Here is a 21084-nt window from a genome sequence, read left to right on the forward strand (position 1 = left end):
CCCGTGCCCGCACCCGGGTGCGACGCCGCCCCGTGCCCCGCGCCCACGACCCTGGGGGGACCTCCGTGACACGCAGGACCGTGCGGATCGCGATGAACGGCGTCACCGGACGGATGGGCCACCGGCAGCACCTGGTGCGCTCCCTCCTCGCCATCCGTGAGCAGGGCGGCCTCGACCTCGGCGACGGCGAGGTGCTGTGGCCCGAACCGGTCCTGGTGGGCCGCCGCGAGCGGGCCCTGCGGGAGATCGCCGAACGCCACGGGCTGACCGAATGGACCACCGACCTGGACGCCGTCCTCGCCGACGACCGTACCGACATCTACTTCGACGCCCAGGTCACCTCGGCCCGCGCCGCCGCGCTCGGCGGGGCCATCGCCGCCGGGAAGCACGTCTACACCGAGAAGCCCACCGCCACGGACCTGGCCGGGGCCCTGGAACTGGCCCGACTGGCCCGGGCCGCCGGCGTCAAGCACGGCGTCGTCCAGGACAAGCTCTTCCTGCCGGGCCTGCGGAAGCTGAAGCGCCTGGTCGACGGCGGCTTCTTCGGCGAGATCCTGTCCGTACGGGGGGAGTTCGGCTACTGGGTCTTCGAGGGCGACTGGCAGGAGGCGCAGCGTCCCTCCTGGAACTACCGCGCCGAGGACGGCGGCGGCATCGCCGTCGACATGCTCCCGCACTGGGATTACGTCCTGCACGAGCTGTTCGGCCGGGTGACGGCGGTGACGGCGCACGTCACCACCCACATCCCGCGGCGCCGGGACGAGCGCGGCGAGCCGTACCGGGCCACCGCCGACGACGCCGCCTACGCCATCCTCCAGTTGGAGGGCGGGGCCGTCGCCCAGATCAACTCCTCCTGGGCGGTCCGCGTCCACCGCGACGAACTCGTGGAGTTCCAGGTCGACGGCACCCACGGCTCGGCCGTCGCGGGCCTGCGCGAGTGCCGCGTGCAGCACCGCTCCACCACGCCCCGACCGGTGTGGGACCCCGACCTGCCCGCGACGCACGCCTTCCGCGAGCAGTGGCAGCCTGTCCCGGACAACGCCGCGTTCGACAACGGCTTCAAGACCCAGTGGGAGCTGTTCCTGCGCCACGTCGCCCGCGACGAGCCGTTCCGCTGGGACCTGCTGGCGGGCGCGCGCGGCGTCCAGCTCGCCGAACTGGCCCTCAGGTCGTCGGCGGAGGGCCGCCGCCACGACGTACCGGAGCTGTCGCTGTGACGATCCGGCTCCCGTCCGGCCCCTACGAACCCCGTGGCGAGCCCGCCGTCCCCACCGCCGGCGGCGCGCCCCCCACCTCCCGGACCGTCTTCTCCGCCGCGCACGTCGTGGCCGACCCGTACGCGGACGTGTCACCCGACTCGCCGGCGGCCGTCGACTGGGACGCCACCCTCGCCTTCCGCCACCACCTGTGGTCGCACGGGCTGGGCGTCGCCGAGGCCATGGACACCGCGCAGCGCGGCATGGGCCTGGACTGGCCGGGCGCCGCCGAGCTGATCCGCCGCTCGGCGGCGGAGGCGAGGGCGGCCGGCGGCCGGATCGCGGCGGGCGCCGGCACCGACCAGCTCTCCGGCCCGGCGGACCTGGCCACCGTCCGTGCCGCGTACGAGGAGCAACTGGGTGTCGTCGAGGACGCCGGCGCGCTGCCCGTCCTCATGGCCTCCCGGGCCCTGGCCGCCGCCGCGCGGTCCCCGGACGACTACCTGAACGTCTACGCCGGCCTCCTGCGCCAGGCGTCCGGGCCGGTGATCCTGCACTGGCTGGGCCCGGTGTTCGACCCGGCGCTGGAGGGCTACTGGGGCTCCACGGACCCGGACGCGGCCACCGGCACCTTCCTGGAGGTCGTCGCCGGGCACCCCGGCAAGGTCGACGGCGTCAAGGTCTCCCTGCTGGACGCCCTGCGGGAGGTCGACCTGCGCCGCCGCCTCCCGGACGGCGTCCGCTGCTACACCGGCGACGACTTCCACTACCCCGAGCTCATCGCGGGCGACGAGCGGGGGTTCAGCCACGCGCTGCTCGGCGTCTTCGACCCGCTGGGCCCGCTGGCCGCCGGGGCCTTACGGGTCCTGGACACCGGCGACACGGCCGGCTTCCGCGCCCTCCTCGACCCGACGGTCGCCCTGTCCCGCCACCTCTTCCAGGCGCCGACCCGCTTCTACAAGACGGGCGTGGTGTTCCTGGCCTGGCTGGCCGGCCACCAGGACCACTTCGCCATGGTCGGCGGCCTGCAGTCGGCCCGCTCGCTGCCGCACCTGGCGCGGGCCTACCAACTGGCCGACGGCCTGGGCCTGTTCCCCGACCCGCCGCTGGCCGAAGCCCGCATGAGGACCCTGCTCACCCTGTACGGAGTCCCGCAGTGAGCCTCGCCCGCCTCAGCGTCAACCAGATGACGGTCAAACAGCTCACCCTCCCGGAGCTCACCGCGGCGTGCGCACGCCTCGGCATCCCGGGCATCGGCCTGTGGCGCGGGCCGGTCGCGCAGTACGGCCTGGCGGCCACCGCCCGGCTGGTGCGCGGGGCGGGCCTGACGGTGACCACCCTGTGCCGGGGCGGCTTCTTCACCACCGCCACGGACCTGGACGACAACCGCGCGGCCGTCGACGAGGCGGCGGCGCTCGGCACGGACACCCTGGTGCTGGTGTCCGGCGGCCTGCCACCCGGTACAAAGGACCTGCCGGCCGCCCGGGCCCGTGTCGCGGACGCGCTCGCCGAACTCGCCCCGTACGCGGCGGAGCGGGGCGTCCGCCTGGCGATCGAGCCACTGCACCCGATGTACGCGGCCGACCGCTGCGTCGTGTCCACCCTCGACCAGGCCCTCGCCCTCGCCGAGCGCTTCCCGGCCTCCCAGGTGGGCGTGGTCGTGGACACGTACCACGTCTGGTGGGACGACCGAGCCCCGACGGCGGTCGCCCGCGCGGGCGAGCAGGGCCGTGTCCACGCCTTCCAGCTGGCCGACTGGACCACCCCCCTGCCGGCCGGGGCGCTCACCGGCCGGGGTCCGCTCGGCGACGGGGCGATCGACCTGCGTGCCTGGCACGACCGCGTCGACGCGGCGGGCTACCGGGGTCCGGTCGAGGTGGAGCTCTTCAACGCCGGCCTGTGGGCCCGCGACGGCGCCGAGGTCCTGGCGGAGACGGCACAGCGGTACGTCCGGCTCACCCGCCGGGCGGAGGGCGGGGCTCCGGAAAAATGACCTGGCGCATCCGTACAACCCTTTCCGGGTGACGCCGGTCGTACAGGGCGGCAAGGTCTCCCGGGGAGGGGTCCGGGGGGACGGGAGACCTTGGTGGAGGGGGAGCGCGCGGGGCCCGGTCGGCAGACCGGGCCCCTTGCCGTGCCGGTGGCGGCCATCGGGCTCAGCGCGGTGACGGTGACGGTGACGACCAGGACGGCCGCCAGGCCGGTGAACGGCACGAGACCCCGGGCCCACCGTGACCCGTTCTCCGGCGTGGCGCGGCAGCAGGGCCCCGAGGGGTATCGCCCGCCGGGACCGAGCAGGCCGAGTCCGGCGGGGGCACGGCGGTCCGGCACACGGCCGGGGCGGCCGGCAGGCGGCGCGGGGCGCCGATGGCGAGCAGCGCGGGCGACGGCGTCCGCGACCGCGGCCCGGGCCGACCGGATGAGGGCCGGCCGGAGGCGGACCGCGGCCGGGAGGAGGGCGCGGTCCGGTGACACCGCCGGGAGGCGGCCGGCGGGAGTTGTCCACAGGGCGCCCGGGCTGTCGGACCCGCCGGGTAGCTTCGGGGCATGTCCAATCTGGCAGTGGTCGAAGGGGTCCTGGAGCGGATCACGTACGCCAACGAGGAGAACGGCTACACGGTCGCCCGGGTCGACACCGGGCGGGGGGCAGGTGATCTGCTCACGGTGGTCGGCTCGCTCCTGGGCGCGCAGCCCGGTGAGTCGCTGCGCATGGAGGGGCGCTGGAGCTCGCACGCGCAGTACGGCCGCCAGTTCCACGTCGAGAACTACTCGACCGTCCTGCCCGCCACCGTCCAGGGCATCCGCCGCTACCTGGGCTCCGGCCTGATCAAGGGCATCGGCCCGCGCATCGCCGAGCGGATCGTCGACCACTTCGGCGTCGACACCCTCGACGTCATCGAGCGGGAGCCGAAGAGGCTCATCGAGGTGCCGGGCCTCGGGCCCAAGCGGACCACGCTGATCGGCGCCGCGTGGGAGGAGCAGAAGGCCATCAAGGAGGTGATGATCTTCCTCCAGGGTGTCGGCGTCTCCACCTCCATCGCGGTGCGGATCTACAAGAAGTACGGCGACGCCTCCATCTCCGTCGTACGGAACCAGCCCTACCGGCTGGCCGCCGACGTGTGGGGCATCGGCTTCCTCACCGCCGACCGGATCGCCCAGGCCGTCGGCATCCCGCACGACAGTCCCGAGCGGGTCAAGGCCGGTCTCCAGTACGCCCTTTCGCAGTCCACCGACCAGGGGCACTGCTACCTGCCGGAGGAGCGGCTGATCGCCGACGCGGTGAAGCTGCTCCAGGTCGACACCGGGCTGGTCATCGAGTGCCTCGCCGACCTCGCGGCCGAGGAGGAAGGGGTGGTACGGGAGCAGGTGCCGGGCCCCGAGGGCCGGCCACTCACCGCGGTGTACCTGGTGCCCTTCCACCGCGCCGAGCTGTCCCTGGCGGCCCAGCTCCAGCGGCTGCTGCGCACCGGCGAGGACCGCATGCCGGCCTTCCAGGACGTCGCCTGGGACAAGGCGCTGGCCTGGCTCGCGGACCGTACGGGGGCCGAGCTGGCGCCCGAGCAGGAGCAGGCCGTCCGGCTCGCCCTCACCCGGAAGGTCGCCGTCCTCACCGGCGGCCCCGGCTGCGGCAAGTCCTTCACCGTCCGTTCCATCGTGGAACTGGCCCGGGCCAAGAAGGCCAAGGTGGTCCTCGCGGCGCCCACCGGCCGCGCGGCCAAGCGCCTGGCCGAACTGACCGGCGCCGAGGCGTCCACGGTGCACCGGCTGCTGGAGCTGAAGCCGGGCGGGGACGCGGCCTACGACCGGGAGCGTCCGCTGGACGCCGACCTGGTCGTCGTGGACGAGGCGTCCATGCTGGACCTGCTGCTGGCCAACAAGCTGGTCAAGGCGGTCGCGCCGGGTGCCCACCTGCTGCTGGTGGGGGACGTGGACCAACTGCCCAGCGTGGGTGCCGGCGAGGTGCTCGGCGATCTGCTCGCACCGGAGGGCCCGGTGCCGTCCGTGCGGCTGACCCGGATCTTCCGCCAGGCCCAGCAGTCCGGGGTGGTCACCAACGCCCACCGCATCAACGCGGGTGTCCCGCCCCTCACTTCCGGGCTCCGCGACTTCTTCCTGTTCGTGGCCGAGGACACCGAGGAGGCCGGCCGGCTCACCGTCGACGTCGCCGCCCGCCGCCTCCCGGCGCGGTTCGGGCTCGACCCGCGCCGGGACGTGCAGGTGCTGGCGCCGATGCACCGCGGCCCGGCCGGCGCGGGCGCCCTGAACGGCCTGCTCCAGCAGGCGGTCACCCCCGCCCGGCCCGACCTGCCGGAGAAGAGGTTCGGCGGCCGGGTCTTCCGTGTGGGCGACAAGGTCACCCAGATTCGCAACAATTACGAGAAGGGCGCCAACGGCGTCTTCAACGGAACGGTGGGCGTGGTCACCTCGCTCAGCGTGGACGACCAGCGCCTGACCGTGCTGACGGACGAGGACGAGGAGGTGCCGTACGACTTCGACGAGCTGGACGAGCTGGCCCACGCGTACGCGGTCACCATCCACCGCTCCCAGGGCAGCGAGTACCCGGCCGTGGTGATCCCGGTCACCACCGGGGCCTGGATGATGCTCCAGCGCAACCTGCTGTACACGGCCGTGACCCGGGCCAAGCGGCTGGTGGTCCTGGTCGGCTCCCGCAAGGCGATCGGGCAGGCCGTCCGTACCGTTTCCGCCGGCCGGCGCTTCACCGCACTGGACCACCGGCTGGCAGGCGCCCGCCCGGTGGGAAACACCACCTAGGACTTTGCCAAACGGGGCGAAGGGGGCAGGATGAGCAGGTTGACGGCACTCAGTGCCGCCAATTGGCCCAATGGTCGACCCCGAGTGCACTCTGCTGAGCCAAGTGGGGGATGGTAGAGACAGTCAGGGCACCTCGAAGAAGAGGCACTACGTCGGTGAGGGATGACGTGAGCGACAACTCTGTAGTACTGCGGTACGCGGACGGTGAATACACCTACCCGGTGGTCGAGAGCACCGTCGGCGACAAGGGCTTCGACATCGGGAAGCTCCGAGCCCAGACCGGTCTGGTGACCCTGGACAGCGGATACGGCAACACCGCCGCCTATAAATCCGCGATCACCTACCTCGACGGCGAGCAGGGCATCCTGCGGTACCGCGGCTACCCCATCGAGCAGCTGGCCGAGCGCTCCACCTTCCTCGAGGTGGCCTACCTGCTGATCAACGGCGAGCTGCCGAAGGTCGACGAGCTGGCGGGCTTCAAGAACGAGATCACGCAGCACACGCTGCTGCACGAGGACGTCAAGCGCTTCTTCGACGGCTTCCCGCGCGACGCGCACCCGATGGCGATGCTGTCCTCGGTGGTCTCCGCGCTGTCGACGTTCTACCAGGACAGCCACAACCCGTTCGACGAGGAGCAGCGCCACCTCTCCACGATCCGGCTGCTCGCCAAGCTGCCGACGATCGCGGCGTACGCCTACAAGAAGTCGATCGGCCACCCGTTCGTCTACCCGCGCAACGACCTCGGCTACGTCGAGAACTTCCTGCGCATGACCTTCTCGGTCCCCGCCCAGGAGTACGAACTCGACCCGGTCGTCGTCTCGGCGCTCGACAAGCTGCTCATCCTGCACGCGGACCACGAGCAGAACTGCTCGACCTCCACCGTGCGCCTGGTCGGCTCCTCGCAGGCGAACATGTTCGCCTCGATCTCCGCCGGCATCTCGGCCCTGTGGGGGCCCCTGCACGGCGGCGCCAACCAGTCCGTGCTGGAGATGCTCCAGGGCATCAAGGCCAACGGCGGTGACGTCCAGTCCTTCATCCGCAAGGTGAAGAACAAGGAGGACGGCGTCCGTCTGATGGGCTTCGGCCACCGCGTCTACAAGAACTTCGACCCCCGGGCGAAGATCATCAAGGCGGCGGCGCACGACGTCCTCTCCGCGCTCGGCAAGTCCGACGAGCTGCTGGACATCGCGCTGAAGCTGGAGGAGCACGCGCTGGCCGACGACTACTTCGTCTCGCGCAACCTCTACCCGAACGTGGACTTCTACACCGGTCTGATCTACCGGGCGATGGGCTTCCCCACCGAGATGTTCACCGTGCTGTTCGCGCTGGGCCGGCTGCCGGGCTGGATCGCCCAGTGGCACGAGATGATCAAGGAGCCCGGCTCCCGCATCGGCCGCCCGCGCCAGATCTACACCGGCGAGGTCCTGCGCGACTTCGTGCCGGTCGAGGGCCGCTGACACCGTACGGCCCGCTCACCGCGCCACCCCGTCCGGCCAGGCCCCGGGCCTGGCCGGACAGCGAAAAGCGCCCCGCCGCCGATCCCCCCACGGGTCGGCGAGCGGGGCGCTCTCCATGTCCCCGGAGCGGATTCCCCCCACGGGATCCGGCCGGGCGTCTGCCGGTGTCAGCAGAGGTCTCGCGCGATCTGCCGGGGTACGTACGTACGGGAGGGCCGCTCAAAGCTCCCCGCTGCACGTGCCCCGGCCTACGCTTGCCTGGGACGTCCCCCAAGACATCCCATGAACGTCCCCCAAGACGTTCGTGGCATCGCCCATTTAGACTCGCGAGCCGCCCAAATGGTTACCCCCAAATATCTGTGATCTAGGTCTCCTTGTGAAGGTCTTGTGTGTCACGTGGAGGTCAAATCACGAGAACGATCGCAGCCGGAGACTGTTGGTCACCACGAACACGGACGAGAAGGCCATGGCCAACCCGGCGATCATGGGATTGAGCAGCCCGGCCGCGGCCAGCGGCACCGCGGCGACGTTGTAGCCGAAGGCCCAGAAGAGATTGCCCTTGATGGTGCTCAGGGTGCGCCGTGAGAGCCGGATCGCGTCCGCCGCCACCCGCAGGTCCCCCCGTACCAGGGTGAGGTCTCCCGCCTCGATGGCGGCGTCCGTGCCGGTGCCCATCGCCAGCCCCAGGTCGGCCTGTGCGAGCGCGGCGGCGTCGTTCACGCCGTCCCCCACCATGGCGACGGCCCGGCCCTCGGCCTGCAGGCGCTTCACCACGTCGACCTTGTCCTCCGGCATGACCTCGGCGTACACCTCCTCGATGCCCACCTCGGCCGCGACCGCTTCGGCGACCGCCTTGTTGTCCCCGGTCAGCAGGACGGGGGACAGGCCCAGCGCGCGCAGCCGCGCCACCGCTTCCGCGCTGGTGGCCTTCACCGAGTCGGCCACGGTCAGGGTGCCGCGCACCCGGCCGTCCCAGGCGACCTGGACGGTGGTGCCGAGCGACGCCTCGGGCAGGACCCCGTCGACGTCCGTCAGCAGCCCGGGGCGGCCCACCAGGACCCGGTGGCCCTCGACCACACCGCGTACACCCAGGCCGGGGACGTTCTCGAACCGTTCCGGCACCGGCAGCGGGCCCACCCGCTCGGCCGCGCCGGCCGCGACGGCGCGGGCCACCGGGTGCTCGGAGGCGTGCTCCAGGGCACCCGCCAGGCGCAGCAGCTCCCGCTCGTCGGTGCCCTCGGCGGCGTACACCTCCCGCAGGCTCATCCGGCCGGTGGTGACCGTCCCGGTCTTGTCCAGGACGACGGTGTCGACCCGCCGGGTGGACTCCAGCACCTCGGGCCCCTTGATGAGGATGCCGAGCTGCGCGCCCCGCCCGGTGCCCACCATCAGGGCGGTGGGCGTCGCCAGGCCCAGCGCGCACGGGCAGGCGATGATCAGTACGGCGACGGCGGCGGTGAAGGAGGCGGTCACGTCACCGGTCACGGCCAGCCAGGTGAGCAGCGTGCCGAGGGCGGCGACCAGCACGATCGGTACGAAGACGGCGGAGATCCGGTCGGCCAGCCGCTGGACCTGGGCCTTGCCGCTCTGCGCGTCCTCCACCAGCCGGGCCATCCGGGCGAGCTGGGTGTCGGCGCCGACCCGGGTGGCCTCCACGACGAGGCGGCCCGCGGTGTTGAGCGTCGCGCCGGTGACGGTGTCGCCGACCGTCACGTCCACCGGCAGCGACTCGCCGGTCAGCATGGCGGCGTCGACGGCGGACGAGCCCTCCACCACGGTGCCGTCGGTGGCGATCTTCTCGCCGGGGCGGACCACGAAGTGGTCGCCCACCCGCAGCTCGGCGGTGGGGACGCGCACCTCGCGGCCGTCGCGCAGGACGGCGACGTCCTTGGCGCCCAGTTCCATCAGCGCCCGGAGAGCCGCGCCGGCGCCGCGCTTGGCGCGAGCCTCCAGGTAGCGGCCGAGCAGGATGAAGGTGACGACTCCCGCGGCCACCTCCAGATAAACGCTGGAGGCGCCGTCCGTGCGGGAGACGGTCAGGTCGAAGCCGTGGCGCATGCCCGGCATCCCGGCGTGCCCGAGGAACAGCGCCCACAGGGACCAGCCGAACGCGGCCAGGGTGCCGACCGAGACCAGGGTGTCCATGGTGGCGGCGCCGTGCCGCAGGTTGGTCCAGGCGGCCCGGTGGAAGGGCAGGCCGCCCCATACGACGACGGGCGCGGCGAGGGTGAGGGAGAGCCACTGCCAGTTGTCGAACTGGAGGGCGGGCACCATGGCGAGCAGCACGACGGGCGCGGCCAGCAGTGCGGAGACGGTCAGGCGCTGCCGCGCGGCGGAGAGCTCGGGCGTGCCGCGCGGGTCGGATATGTCCGTCCGTGCCGGCGCGGGGGCCGCGGGCACGGGGCCGGCGGCGGGGGTCGGGGCGGGCCGGGGCGCGGGCTTCTCCTCGGCGGTGTAGCCCGTCCTGACGACCGTCGCGATCAGGTCGGCCGGCTCGACGCCCTCCGGGTACGAGACCTTCGCCTTCTCCGTCGCGTAGTTGACGGTGGCGGTGACGCCCTCCATGCGGTTGAGCTTCTTCTCGACGCGGGCCGCGCACGACGCGCAGGTCATCCCGCCGATGATCAGCTCGGTGGTTGTGGTGGTGGTGGTCATGTGCGCTTCCCGGGGAGAAGGGCCGGGCCCACCGTCGTCGCGGTGCGGCCCGGCCGGGGGCTGCCAGTCGTCGTCGCTCAGGCCCGGCGGACGAGTTCGTAGCCCGCCTCGTCCACGGCGGCCCGCACCGCTGCCTCGTCGAGCGCGGCCGTGGAGACCACGGTCACCCGGCCGGTCGAGGCGACGGCCTCCACCGAGGTCACGCCCGGCAGCTCGGAGATCTCACCGGCGACGGCGCCCTCGCAGTGGCCGCAGGTCATCCCCTTCACCTCGTAGACCGTGGTCACGCCACCGGCCGGGGTGTCCGCCGCGCTGTCGTGGCAGGAACCGGTGGACGAGCAGCAGGAACCGGTGGCCTGCGGAAGCTCGGTCTTGGTCTCGGCGGTCATGGCGTTTCTCCTCTTCGGTGGTGCGACTCGCGGTGCGACGTCGCGGTGCGACGTCATGGTGCGCCAGGGGCCCACGGGGACACCGAGGCTCCCTGACACTGTCGACTGTATACCCCTAGGGGGTATCAAGGCCAGCCGGGTCGGCCACTCGCCCCGCGGGTGACCCGGTGTTGTCGGAGCATAGGCGGTGAAGGGGTATATGCGGCTTTTGGCGCCACGGGCAGACCGGCGGCCCCGCACGGGAGGAGGGGGTGCGGGGCCGGAGTGCCGGTGCGGTGGGCGGGTCAGCCGCCACGGCCCCGGTTGCTGGGGCGGTTGGCGACCCAGGTGCGGATCGTGTCGGCGTACCAGTAGGGCTTGCCGCCTTCCATGTGGTCGGGTTGCGGGAGCAGGCCGTGCTTCCGGTAGGACCGGACGGTGTCCGGCTGCACCCGGATGTGCGCGGCGATCTCCTTGTAGGACCAGAGCCTTCGGTCCGTCATCTGTGGCACCTCCCTGCGCGCGCCGCGGCTGCGGCCCGGGAGGGCCGCCGGAGGAGTCGCGGCGTGGACGCTGGCGATCACTGAGCCTGTGCCCGGTGAACGACGGAGAGTGACGGACGGGGAGTGGCTGTCGAGGGCCTGTGACGGAAGATCCGCGTAATGGAGACATGCGTGACAGGGAGGCGACGCGCGCCGTCCCCGCCGCCATCCGTACCAGTGTGGTCAGGATGTAAGGACAAAGCGTTGACAGCGTCCCGGAGCGGTGGATACACCTGGGGGCGCGCCGAGCGGAGAGGGGCACGCGTGGAGAGTGGGCCGTTCGACCTGATCGCCATGGGCCGGGTCGGGGTGGATCTGTATCCCCTCCAGGTCGGGGTGCCGTTGGCGGATGTCACGGCGTTCGGCAAGTTCCTGGGTGGTTCGGCGGCCAATGTGGCGGTGGCCGCCGCCCGTCTGGGCCGCCGCAGCGCCCTGGTGTCGCGCACGGGCGCCGACCCGTTCGGGGAGTACCTGCGCCGGGAGCTGCGGGCGCTGGGGGTGGACGAGCGGTGGGTGACGCCGGTGGCGGCGTACCCGACGCCGCTGACCTTCTGCGAGATCTTCCCGCCCGACGACTTCCCGCTCCACTTCTACCGGCAGCCCAAGGCGCCGGACCTGGAGATCCACGGCCATGAGCTGGACCTGGCGGCGATCGGCGCGGCCCGGATCCTGTGGGTGACGGGTACCGGGCTGTCGCAGGAGCCCAGCCGGTCGGCGACCCTGGCCGCGCTGGAGCACCGGGGCCGGGGCGGGGTGAACGTCTTCGACCTGGACTGGCGCCCGATGTTCTGGCCCGATCCCGCCCCGGCGCGGGTGCACTACGCCCGGGCGCTGGCGGGGGCCACCGTGGCGGTGGGCAACCTGGCCGAGTGCGAGGTCGCCACCGGTGAGCGCGAGCCGGAGGCGTGCGCGCGGGCGCTGCTGGCGGCGGGTGTGGAGCTCGCCGTGGTCAAGCTGGGGCCCGCCGGTGTGCTGGCCGCCCACCGCGACGGACGGACCGTGCGCCTCCCGCCGGTGCCCGTGGAGGTCGTCAACGGCCTGGGGGCCGGCGACGCGTTCGGCGGCGCCCTGTGCCACGGCCTGCTCGCCTCCTGGGACCTGCCCGCCACCCTCGCCTACGCCAACGCCGCCGGCGCCATCGTCGCCTCCCGCCTCGCCTGCTCCACCGCCATGCCGTTCCCGCACGAGGTCAGGGCCGTCCTGGACGGAGCACCGCCACGACCGGAGCGCCCCGATGGCCCCCGCCCATGACCGGTGGGGGCGCCCGGAGGCCACCGCACCGCCGCGACATCGCCGTCAGGAGGCGAGCATGACCGAGCGTCAGCTGCACGTACGGGGCGGCGAGGCCGCCGACGGGACCTACGCCCTGCGCCTCGACCCCGAGCGGGCCGGCTGGGACCACTCCGCGCTGCGGGTGCTCGAACTCGGTCCCGGCGCGAGCCACGCGTTCGCGACCGGGGACAGCGAATGGATCGTGCTCCCGCTCACCGGTGGTTGTACGGTGCATGTGCAGGACGAGCGCCACGAACTGACCGGCCGTGACAGCGTGTTCAGTGGTGTCACCGACTTCCTGTACCTGCCGCGTGACGCCCACGCCCAGATCGCCTCCGGCGCGGGAGGCCGCTTCGCCCTGGCAGGAGCGAAGTGCGAGCGACGACTCCCCGCTCGCTACGGCCCCGCGCCGGAGGTCCCGGTCGAGGCGCGCGGCAGCGGGGCCTGCGCCCGCCAGGTGCGCAACTTCGCCGCCGCCGACGCCTTCGACTGCGACCGGCTCATCGCCGTCGAGGTCCTCACCCCCGGCGGGAACTGGTCCTCCTATCCGCCGCACAAGCACGACGAGCACGTCCCCGGCGAGGAGGCCCCGCTGGAGGAGATCTACTACTTCGAGATCGACGGAGGGGGAGTGGGGTACCAGCGGGTCTCACCCTCCCGGCCCGGCGGCGCGGACGTCCTCGCCGAGGTCCGCACCGGTGACGCGGTGCTCGTCCCGGACGGCTGGCACGGCCCCTCCATCGCCCAGCCCGGCCATCCCATGTACTACCTCAACGTCATGGCCGGGCCGGGGGACGAACGGGAGTGGCGGATCCGGTTCCACCCCGACCACCGCACGGAGGGGTACCGGTGAGCCCGTCCGCTCCGTCCGCTCCGTCCGCTCCGTCCGCGACCCGCTCGGCGGCGGCGGCGCCGAGCGGCGGCGGCGCCGGCGGTGCGGGCGCCATGGGCGGTACGGGTCCGTGCCGGGCCCCGCGCCGGCGCGGTACACCGGCGCCACGTGCGCCGGGGAACGGTTCGCGGTCGGCCCCGCCCGCGGCGCGGCCCCTCCCGGCCGGCCCGTCCGGGGTCCGCCCGTGCCCGGCGCGACCTGCGCGAAGCCCTGGCCGGAGCGGGTCCACCGGGGTCCACCGCATATGTCTACGCGGGGACGGAAACGGCAGACACAGTGTCGGGCGCGCCCGGTGCGCGGGCATGGTGGGATGTGCCCGTGGCCGGGACCGCGACCCGTACGCCGGCGACCGGGCCCGCGAGGAGGACGACCGGCACGTCGCAGCCCGGCGCAGCCACCTGTAGAGGAGTACGTACGACATGACGAAGACCGTTCACCACTGGATCGGTGGCAAGAGCGTCGAGGGCACGTCGGGCAACTGGGGCCCGGTCACCGACCCGGCGACCGGCGTTGTCACCACGCGGGTCGCCCTCGCCTCCACCGAGGAGGTCGACACCGCCGTCGCCGCCGCCAAGGCCGCCTACGCCACCTGGGGCACCTCCTCCCTCGCCCAGCGCACCGGCATCCTGTTCCACTACCGGGCGCTGCTGGACGCGCACCGGGACGAGATCGCGGCGCTGATCACCGCCGAGCACGGCAAGGTCCACTCGGACGCGCTGGGCGAGGTGGCGCGCGGCCTGGAGATCGTGGAGCTGGCCTGCGGGATCACCACGCAGCTGAAGGGGGAGCTGTCCACCCAGGTCTCCAGCCGGGTCGATGTGGCCTCCATCCGCCAGCCGCTGGGCGTGGTGGCGGGGATCACGCCGTTCAACTTCCCGGCGATGGTGCCGATGTGGATGTTCCCGCTGGCCGTCGCCTGCGGCAACACCTTCGTGCTCAAGCCCAGCGAGAAGGACCCCTCGGCCGCCAACCTGCTGGCCGAGCTGGCCTCCCAGGCCGGCCTGCCCGACGGCGTGCTGAACGTCGTCCACGGGGACAAGGTGGCGGTGGACGCGCTGCTGGCGCACCCGGACGTGGCCGCCGTCTCCTTCGTCGGTTCGACACCGATCGCCAAGTACATCCACACCACCGCCTCCGCCAACGGCAAGCGCGTCCAGGCCCTGGGCGGCGCCAAGAACCACATGCTGGTGCTGCCCGACGCCGACCTGGACGCGGCCGCGGACGCGGCGGTCTCGGCGGCGTACGGCTCGGCCGGCGAGCGCTGCATGGCGATCTCGGCGGTCGTCGCGGTCGGCGCCATCGGCGACGAACTCGTGGCGAAGATCCGCGAACGCGCCGAGAAGATCACCATCGGCCCCGGCACCGACCCGGCCTCCGAGATGGGCCCGCTGATCACCGCCGCCCACCGCGACAAGGTCGCCTCCTACGTCACCGGCGCCGCCGCCCAGGGCGCCGAGGTCGTCCTCGACGGCACCGGTCACACGGTCGCCGGGCACGAGGGCGGCCACTGGATCGGGCTGTCCCTGCTGGACAAGGTGTCCACCGACTCCGACGCGTACCGCGACGAGATCTTCGGTCCCGTCCTGTGCGTCCTGCGGGCCGACACCTACGAGGAGGGCGTCCGCCTCATCAACGACTCGCCCTACGGCAACGGCACCGCCGTCTTCACCCGCGACGGCGGCGCCGCCCGCCGCTTCCAGCTGGAAGTGCAGGCCGGCATGGTCGGGGTCAACGTCCCCATCCCGGTCCCCGTCGGGTACCACTCCTTCGGCGGCTGGAAGGACTCCCTCTTCGGCGACCACCACATCTACGGCAACGACGGCGTCCACTTCTACACCCGGGGCAAGGTCGTCACCACCCGCTGGCCCGACCCCTCCGAGACCCCCGCCGGCGTCGACCTCGGTTTCCCGACCTCCCGGTAGCCGGCCCCGCCGTGCGCGCGCCCCCGCCGGCACCTCACGACGGGGGCGCGGCCCCGCCGGCACCGGGGGATCACCGCGACAGCGGGCCTCTTCCGGACGGCGGAATACCCGCTCACGCGGCCGGAGTTGGTGCAGACATGACCACAGACACCGGCCATGGCGCCGACCGCTCGTTCCTCTTCGTCCTCGGCAGCTCCCGCCCCGACGGCAACAGCGAGATCCTGGCGCGGGCCGCCGCCGAGCAGTTGCCCCCCGGCACCCCGCAGCGCTGGGTGGACCTGGCCCGGCTGCCGCTGCCCGACTTCCAGGACGGGCGTCACGAGTCCGGCACCTGGCCCGCCGGGGAGAACGAGGAGACGCTGCGGCAGGCCACCCTGGAGGCCACCGACATCGTCATCGTCTCGCCCCTGTACTGGTACACCGTCTCCGCTCCCGCCAAGCGCTACCTCGACTACTGGTCGGGCTGGCTGGGGGTGCCCGGCCTGGACTTCCAGGAGCGGATGGCGGGCCGGACCCTGTGGGGGGTGACGGCCATGGCGGACCGTGAGGAGGTGGTCGGCGAGGGGGTGGTCACCACCCTCAACCACACGGCGGCGTACCTGCGGATGCGGTTCGGCGGGGTGCTCTTCGGCAACGGTTCCCGGCCCGGCCAGGTGCGGGACGACGAACGGGCGGCCATCCGCGCCAAGACGTTCTTCCAGCGTGAGGCCCCGCTCGCCCGGTTGCCCTACGAGTGACCGGACGGGCACATCCCCGCGCCCTTCCGCACGCGGGCCCGCCGCCCCGGACGCGGCGGGCGCCCGGCGCCTCACGACGGGGGCGCGGCATCCGGCGCCTGACGCCCGGGGCGGTCCGGGCCGCCCCCGCCGGTACCCGGCGATCCTTCCCGCGAGCGGGCCCCGCCGTGTACCGCGTCCGGTGTACGGCGGCGGTCGCGGGTCCTCCTGAAGGAGGCCCACCGGTTCCACCCGGCGGCAGCCGAGCGGCGGCGGTGTTCCGCTTAGGGTCTAGTCATGCAGATCCGACTTCCCCGGCCTCCCCGCCGTGCGGCGGCCGTCGCCGTCGCCGTGGCGCTACTGGCGGGTGCCGGCACCTGGACCGCGGTCGCCTCCGGCGGCGAGCCCGCCGTGCACCGCGAGGACCGGATGCTGGAGATGCCGGGCGCGCGGATCGACACCTCGTTCTTCACCTCGCCCGACGCCCCGGCGACCGGTGCGGGCGGCGACGGGGCGCGCCGCCCGGCGGTGCTGCTGGGCCACGGGTTCGGCGGCAGCAAGGACGATGTGCGGGCGCAGGCGGAGCGGCTGGCGCGGGACGGGTACGCGGTACTGACCTGGACCGCGCGGGGCTTCGGCGCCTCCACCGGGCAGATCGGCCTCAACGACCCGGACTTCGAGGTCAAGGACGTGTCCCGGCTGATCGACTGGCTGGCCGGGCGGCCCGAGGTACGGCTGGACGCGGCGGGCGACCCGAGGGTGGGCGTGTCGGGCGTGTCGTACGGCGGGGCGATCTCGCTGCTGGCGGCGGGCCACGACAAGCGGGTGGACGCCATCGCCCCGCAGATCACGTACTGGAACCTCGCGGACGCCCTCTTCCCGGACGGGGTCTTCAAGAAGCTCTGGGCCGGGATCTTCTTCACGACCGGCGCGCCCGCCGCCGTCGGCGCCGAGCCGCCGCGCACGGAGCCGCCACCGGGCGACGCGCCCGGCACCGGCAACGCGCCCGGCACGGGTGACGCGCCGGGTACGGGGAACGGGCCGGGCGGTACCGCCAAGGCCCCGGGTACGGCGCCGGCGGGCGCCACCGGCCGGGTCAGGGCCCCCGCCGCCGCGTGCGGGCGGTTCCAGGACACGCTGTGCGCCATGTACCAACGGGTCGCCGTCACCGGGAAACCCGACCCCGCCGCCCGCGCCCTCCTCGAAGGACGCAGCCCCTCGGCCGTGGGCGACCGCATCAAGGTGCCCGCCCTGATCGTGCAGGGCCGGGCCGACTCCCTCTTCCCGCTCTCCCACGCCGACGCCATGGCCCGCGCGATCAGCGCCAACGGCGCCCCGGTCGCCGTCGACTGGATCTCCGGCGGACACGACGGCGGCGACCGCGAGACCGAGCGCGTCCAGGCCCGGATCACCGGCTGGTTCGACCGCCACCTCAAGCAGGACCCGGACGCCGCCACCGGGCCCGCGTTCCGGGTCACCCGTACCGGCGGTGTCGACTCGACCGACGGGCAGGCCCGGCTGCGCGGCGCCACCGGCGACCGCTACCCGGGGCTGCGCGACGGCGCCCGCACCATCCCCCTGACCGGCCGGGCGCAGGCGTTCCGCAACCCCGCCGGAGCCGCCCCGCCCGCCATCTCCACCGTTCCCGGCGCCGGCGGCGGGCTGTCCCGGCTCTCCTCCCTCGGCATGGGCCTGGCCCTGGACTTCCCCGGCCAGTACGCCGGGTTCGACTCCCGGCCCCTCACCGAGCCCCTCCGGATCACCGGCTCACCCACCGTCCGCGTCACCGTCGCCTCCGACAGCGGGGAGGCGGTCCTCTTCGCGAAGGTCTACGACGTCGGGCCGGACGGGCGCGGACAGGTACTGCCCGCCCAACTCGTCGCCCCCGTCCGCGTCGAGGGCGCGAGGGCCGCCAAGGAGGTCGAGGTGACCCTCCCGGCCATCGACCACGAGGTGGAGGCCGGTCACCGGCTGCGCCTGGTCCTGGCCGCCACCGACCTCGGCTACGCCTCGCCGGTCGCCCCGGCGACGTACACCGTCGCCGCGGTGAGCGGCCTGTCCGTACCGACCGCACCCGCGGTGCGCACCGAGGCGGCCGGCTGGCCGTGGTGGGTGTGGGGCCTGCCCGCCGGGGGCGCCCTGACCGCCGCCGTGCTGCTGCTGACCGCCCGCCGCCGCACCGCCGCCCCCGCGCCCGACCCGGCGCTCGCCGGCGTACCCCTCACCATCGACGGCCTGACCAAGCGGTACGCCAGGTCCGCCGACCGGTACGCGGTACGGGAGCTGTCCTTCCGGGTCGAGAAGGGCCAGGTCCTCGGGCTCCTCGGCCCCAACGGCGCCGGCAAGACCACCACTCTGCGCATGCTGATGGGGCTGATCACCCCCGACGCCGGGGAGGTCCGGATCTTCGGGCACGCCGTCCGGCCCGGCGCGCCGGTGCTGTCCCGGGTCGGCGCGTTCGTGGAGGGCGCCGGCTTCCTGCCGCACCTGTCGGGCCGGGAGAACCTGGAGCTGTACTGGCGGGCCACCGGCCGCCCCGCGCGGGACGCCCGGATCGAGGAGGCGCTGGAGATCGCCGGTCTCGGTGACGCGCTGGCCCGCGCGGTCCGCACCTACTCGCAGGGCATGCGGCAGCGGCTCGCCATCGCCCAGGCCATGCTCGGCCTGCCGGACCTCCTCATCCTCGACGAACCGACCAATGGCCTGGACCCGCCGCAGATCCGCGAGATGCGTGACGTGATGATCCGGTACGCCGCCGGGGGCCGGACCGTCATCGTCTCCAGCCACCTCCTCTCCGAGGTCGAACAGTCCTGCACCCACCTGGTGGTCATGGACCGCGGCCGGCTCGTCCGGGCGGGCCCGGTCGCGGAGATCACCGGCGCGGGAGAGGCACTGCTCGTCACCACGGCGGTCGAGGTGCCGGAACCGCTGGCCGACAAGGTCCGCGCGCTGGCGGGAATCGCCTCGGTGGTCCGCGCCGAGGGCGGCCTGCTGGTACGCCTCGACGGCGCGAGCGCCACCGACCTGATCGCCGGACTGGTCCGGCTGGACGTGCCCGTGACCGGCGTCGGCCCGCACCGCCGGCTGGAGGACGCCTTCCTCACCCTGATCGACGCAGGAGGCCCGGCGTGAGCGCACCGAACGAGACCGCGGCGCCCGGCTACCGGCCGGGGCACACCCTGCCCCTGCGCGTGGAAGCCGTACGCCAGGCGAAGCGCCGCCGCACCCTGGTGATGGGCGCCGTGCTGGCCGCGCTGCCCTTCGTCCTGATCGCCGCCTTCGCCATCGGCGGCACCCCGGACGGCCGGGACAACGGCCGGATCACACTGATGGACACCGCCACCGCGTCCGGGGCCAACTTCGCCGCCACCTGTCTCTTCGTCTCGGCCGGTTTCCTGCTGGTGGTGCCGGTGGCGCTGTTCTGCGGCGACACCGTGGCATCGGAGGCGGGCTGGTCGTCCCTGCGCTACCTGCTCGCGGCGCCGGTACCACGGGCCCGGCTGCTGTGGTCGAAGCTGGTGGTGGCGCTCGGCTTCAGCGCGGCCGCGATGCTCCTGCTGCCGCTCGTGGCGCTGGCGGCGGGGACCGTGGCCTACGGCTGGGGCCCGCTGGAGCTGCCCACGGGCGGCTCCCTGGCCGCGGCCGGGGCGGTGCCGCGCCTGGCGCTGGTCGTGGCGTTCATCTTCGTCTCCCAACTGGTCACGGCGGGGCTCGCCTTCTGGCTGTCGACCAGGACCGACGCGCCGCTGGGCGCGGTGGGCGGCGCGGTCGGCCTGACGATCGTCGGCAATGTGCTGGACGCGGTCACCGCGCTCGGTTCCTGGCGGGACTTCCTGCCCGCGCACTGGCAGTTCGCCTGGGTGGACGCCCTCCAGCCGCAGCTGGAGTGGGGCGGCATGGTGAAGGGCGCCGCCGTGTCGGTGACCTACGCCCTGGTCCTTTTCGCGCTGGCCTTCCGGGGGTTCGCGCGCAAGGACATCGTGTCGTAGGCGCCGACACCTCCGACACCTCCGACACTTCCGACACTTCCGACACCGCCGGCACCGCCGGCCGCGGTGCCGGCGGCCTGGCGGCCGGCGGTCCTGGCCGCCGGCGGGTCTCACCGGACCGCCGGACCGGTGCTCACAGCCAGCCCCGACGAGCCGCTTCCGCTCCCGCCCGGAAGCGGCTCGTGGTACCGAGCGCCGCGAGCAGTTCGCCCACCCGGCGGCTGTACGTACGGCCCGATATGCCGAGCCGGGCGGCTGCCGTCTCGTCCGTGAGCCCGGCCAGCAGCGCCTCCAGCACCGGCCGCAGGTGCGGCGGCAGCGACCCCGGCGGGGCCGGTGGCCGGGTGATTTCCTCGCCCGCGTCCCACCAGGCGTGATGGGCGCGGACCAGGGCCTGGACGACGACCGGGTCCCGGATCAGCAGCATCCCGTTGTACAGCAGTTCCAGATCGAGGGGGACGGCCGCCACCGTACGGTCCACGACGATCATCTTGAACGGGATCGACTCGGTCAGCCGGGCCCGGCCGGTCAGTCTGGCCGCCGCCGTGACGTCGGCCGCCGTGACCCGCTCCAGCGCGTGCCGGGGCACGACCTGGCGGACCGTGCCGGCCCGGGCGGTGGCCGCCCGGACACACGCTCCGGCGTGCTCCAGGAAGGGCTCGGGAATCGACTGGCCCAGGCAGGCGGCCGGGTCGTCGAAGGTCAGCAGCTCGCGGCGGGCGGACTCGGCGAGCGCGGCGAGCGCCGCGCAGATCTGTCTGGTCCCCCGCACCGACTGCCCGGCGGGCCGAGGTGCCTGCGGTGGCACCTGCGACGGCGCCGCACGTGCCGGTGTCGAGTCTCTCAGTGCCGTTCGGCCGAGCACCGAGCCCGGTGCGTTCCCCACGGCTGACCACCCCCGCCATCCCCTTGGAACTTACGCAACTCCATGTACGCATGTGACTGCGCACGGTGACAAGGGCACGTGCGGGGTTGGCGAGTCCAAGCCAACCTCTCGCCCCGGCATGACGGGCGGTCCACGCTGGAGCGAAGGTATTTCCCCCGCCCGGCCGCACGGATCCACCCAGGTGCCGGGGCGCGACCGGTGCGGCCCGGGGAACCGACGGCCCCGAGCCCTTCGCAGGGCGGTGGCCGCCGCGTCCACCCGACGGCGGTCGCGGCCCTTCGCGGCCGGTGGTGAGACCCGTCGTGATGCCGGTGGCCAGGTACGGGCAGGGCCGTCGGCGGTGACGCCATTTGCAGTACGGCGAGTGGCACCCGCCCCCCGGCCGTGTCCCGATGGTCGGTGCGACCCCGAACAGT

15 protein-coding genes and 1 pseudogene are annotated in these 21084 nt (G+C 73.7%); 12 read left to right on the forward strand and 4 right to left on the reverse strand.

The genetic code is table 11. The features are described from left to right. Window positions 1–65: 65 nt before the first annotated feature. From AB0H53_RS03010 to AB0H53_RS03030, 5 genes are all read left to right on the forward strand, one after another. Window positions 66–1217 (forward strand): Gfo/Idh/MocA family oxidoreductase, encoded by a 1152-nt coding sequence (locus AB0H53_RS03010; protein ID WP_362106206.1) that lies wholly within the window; start codon window positions 66–68, stop codon window positions 1215–1217. Next, window positions 1214–2356 carry a dihydrodipicolinate synthase family protein gene (locus AB0H53_RS03015; RefSeq protein ID WP_362106209.1) on the forward strand — a complete coding sequence of 381 codons (1143 nt, stop codon included), beginning with the start codon at window positions 1214–1216 and terminating at the stop codon, window positions 2354–2356. Before AB0H53_RS03010 ends, AB0H53_RS03015 begins: the two co-directional genes overlap by 4 nt. Window positions 2357–2382: 26 nt before the next feature. Next, window positions 2383–3189 (forward strand): sugar phosphate isomerase/epimerase family protein, encoded by an 807-nt coding sequence (locus tag AB0H53_RS03020; protein WP_362106443.1) that lies wholly within the window; start codon window positions 2383–2385, stop codon window positions 3187–3189. A 554-nt stretch (window positions 3190–3743) separates the two neighbouring features. Beyond that, entirely contained in the window at window positions 3744–5969 is a 2226-nt protein-coding gene (locus AB0H53_RS03025) for an ATP-dependent RecD-like DNA helicase (protein WP_362106212.1), read from the forward strand. Between the two features lie 167 nt (window positions 5970–6136). Continuing rightward, window positions 6137–7426 (forward strand): citrate synthase, encoded by a 1290-nt coding sequence (locus AB0H53_RS03030; protein ID WP_362106446.1) that lies wholly within the window; start codon window positions 6137–6139, stop codon window positions 7424–7426. A 408-nt stretch (window positions 7427–7834) separates the two neighbouring features. Here the strand turns inward: AB0H53_RS03030 and AB0H53_RS03035 are convergent, their stop codons facing one another. The 3 genes from AB0H53_RS03035 to AB0H53_RS03045 form a co-directional block, all read right to left on the reverse strand. Beyond that, window positions 7835–10081 (reverse strand): heavy metal translocating P-type ATPase, encoded by a 2247-nt coding sequence (locus AB0H53_RS03035; RefSeq protein ID WP_362106215.1) that lies wholly within the window; start codon window positions 10079–10081, stop codon window positions 7835–7837. Between the two features lie 77 nt (window positions 10082–10158). Next, window positions 10159–10470 carry a heavy-metal-associated domain-containing protein gene (locus AB0H53_RS03040; RefSeq protein ID WP_362106218.1) on the reverse strand — a complete coding sequence of 104 codons (312 nt, stop codon included), beginning with the start codon at window positions 10468–10470 and terminating at the stop codon, window positions 10159–10161. A gap of 284 nt (window positions 10471–10754) precedes the next feature. Then, entirely contained in the window at window positions 10755–10952 is a 198-nt protein-coding gene (locus tag AB0H53_RS03045) for a MarR family transcriptional regulator (protein WP_362106221.1), read from the reverse strand. A gap of 333 nt (window positions 10953–11285) precedes the next feature. Here AB0H53_RS03045 and iolC point away from each other — a divergent pair, with 333 nt between their 5' ends. From iolC to AB0H53_RS03080, 7 genes and pseudogenes are all read left to right on the forward strand, one after another. After that, window positions 11286–12242: a 5-dehydro-2-deoxygluconokinase gene (gene iolC, locus AB0H53_RS03050; protein ID WP_362106448.1), complete on the forward strand. Its 957-nt coding sequence runs from the start codon at window positions 11286–11288 to the stop codon at window positions 12240–12242. Window positions 12243–12300: 58 nt separating this feature from the next. Beyond that, window positions 12301–13116, forward strand: coding sequence for a 5-deoxy-glucuronate isomerase (gene iolB / locus AB0H53_RS03055; RefSeq protein WP_362106224.1), 816 nt, complete (start codon window positions 12301–12303; stop codon window positions 13114–13116). A gap of 234 nt (window positions 13117–13350) precedes the next feature. Beyond that, a pseudogene (locus tag AB0H53_RS03060) lies at window positions 13351–13559 on the forward strand (3D-(3,5/4)-trihydroxycyclohexane-1,2-dione acylhydrolase (decyclizing)); the annotation flags it as partial. Window positions 13560–13574: 15 nt separating this feature from the next. After that, on the forward strand, window positions 13575–15077 hold the full coding sequence (locus AB0H53_RS03065; protein WP_362106227.1) for a CoA-acylating methylmalonate-semialdehyde dehydrogenase: 1503 nt from the start codon (window positions 13575–13577) through the stop codon (window positions 15075–15077). Between the two features lie 137 nt (window positions 15078–15214). Further along, a complete protein-coding gene (locus AB0H53_RS03070; protein WP_362106230.1) occupies window positions 15215–15814 on the forward strand; it encodes an NAD(P)H-dependent oxidoreductase in 600 nt (199 codons plus the stop codon). A gap of 276 nt (window positions 15815–16090) precedes the next feature. Beyond that, window positions 16091–18925, forward strand: coding sequence for an alpha/beta fold hydrolase (locus AB0H53_RS03075; RefSeq protein ID WP_362106233.1), 2835 nt, complete (start codon window positions 16091–16093; stop codon window positions 18923–18925). Then, window positions 18922–19782, forward strand: coding sequence for an ABC transporter permease (locus tag AB0H53_RS03080; RefSeq protein ID WP_362106236.1), 861 nt, complete (start codon window positions 18922–18924; stop codon window positions 19780–19782). The genes AB0H53_RS03075 and AB0H53_RS03080 overlap by 4 nt, the downstream gene beginning before the upstream one ends. A gap of 133 nt (window positions 19783–19915) precedes the next feature. Here the strand turns inward: AB0H53_RS03080 and AB0H53_RS03085 are convergent, their stop codons facing one another. After that, on the reverse strand, window positions 19916–20554 hold the full coding sequence (locus AB0H53_RS03085) for a DNA-binding response regulator (protein WP_362106239.1): 639 nt from the start codon (window positions 20552–20554) through the stop codon (window positions 19916–19918). Window positions 20555–21084: the final 530 nt, after the last annotated feature.

Source organism: Streptomyces sp. NPDC050856, assembly GCF_040653855.1.
GTDB lineage: Bacteria > Actinomycetota > Actinomycetes > Streptomycetales > Streptomycetaceae > Streptomyces.

Excerpts from the sequence above, each read along its gene's own strand:
- AB0H53_RS03020 (WP_362106443.1), top strand. The coding sequence starts at position 2,383 with ATGACGGTCAAACAGCTCACCCTCCCGGAGCTCACCGCGGCGTGCGCA.
- AB0H53_RS03025 (WP_362106212.1), top strand. The coding sequence starts at position 3,744 with ATGTCCAATCTGGCAGTGGTCGAAGGGGTCCTGGAGCGGATCACGTAC.
- AB0H53_RS03035 (WP_362106215.1), bottom strand. The coding sequence starts at position 10,081 with ATGACCACCACCACCACAACCACCGAGCTGATCATCGGCGGGATGACC.
- AB0H53_RS03040 (WP_362106218.1), bottom strand. The coding sequence starts at position 10,470 with ATGACCGCCGAGACCAAGACCGAGCTTCCGCAGGCCACCGGTTCCTGC.
- AB0H53_RS03045 (WP_362106221.1), bottom strand. The coding sequence starts at position 10,952 with ATGACGGACCGAAGGCTCTGGTCCTACAAGGAGATCGCCGCGCACATC.
- iolC (WP_362106448.1), top strand. The coding sequence starts at position 11,286 with ATGGGCCGGGTCGGGGTGGATCTGTATCCCCTCCAGGTCGGGGTGCCG.
- iolB (WP_362106224.1), top strand. The coding sequence starts at position 12,301 with ATGACCGAGCGTCAGCTGCACGTACGGGGCGGCGAGGCCGCCGACGGG.
- AB0H53_RS03065 (WP_362106227.1), top strand. The coding sequence starts at position 13,575 with ATGACGAAGACCGTTCACCACTGGATCGGTGGCAAGAGCGTCGAGGGC.
- AB0H53_RS03070 (WP_362106230.1), top strand. The coding sequence starts at position 15,215 with ATGACCACAGACACCGGCCATGGCGCCGACCGCTCGTTCCTCTTCGTC.
- AB0H53_RS03075 (WP_362106233.1), top strand. The coding sequence starts at position 16,091 with ATGCAGATCCGACTTCCCCGGCCTCCCCGCCGTGCGGCGGCCGTCGCC.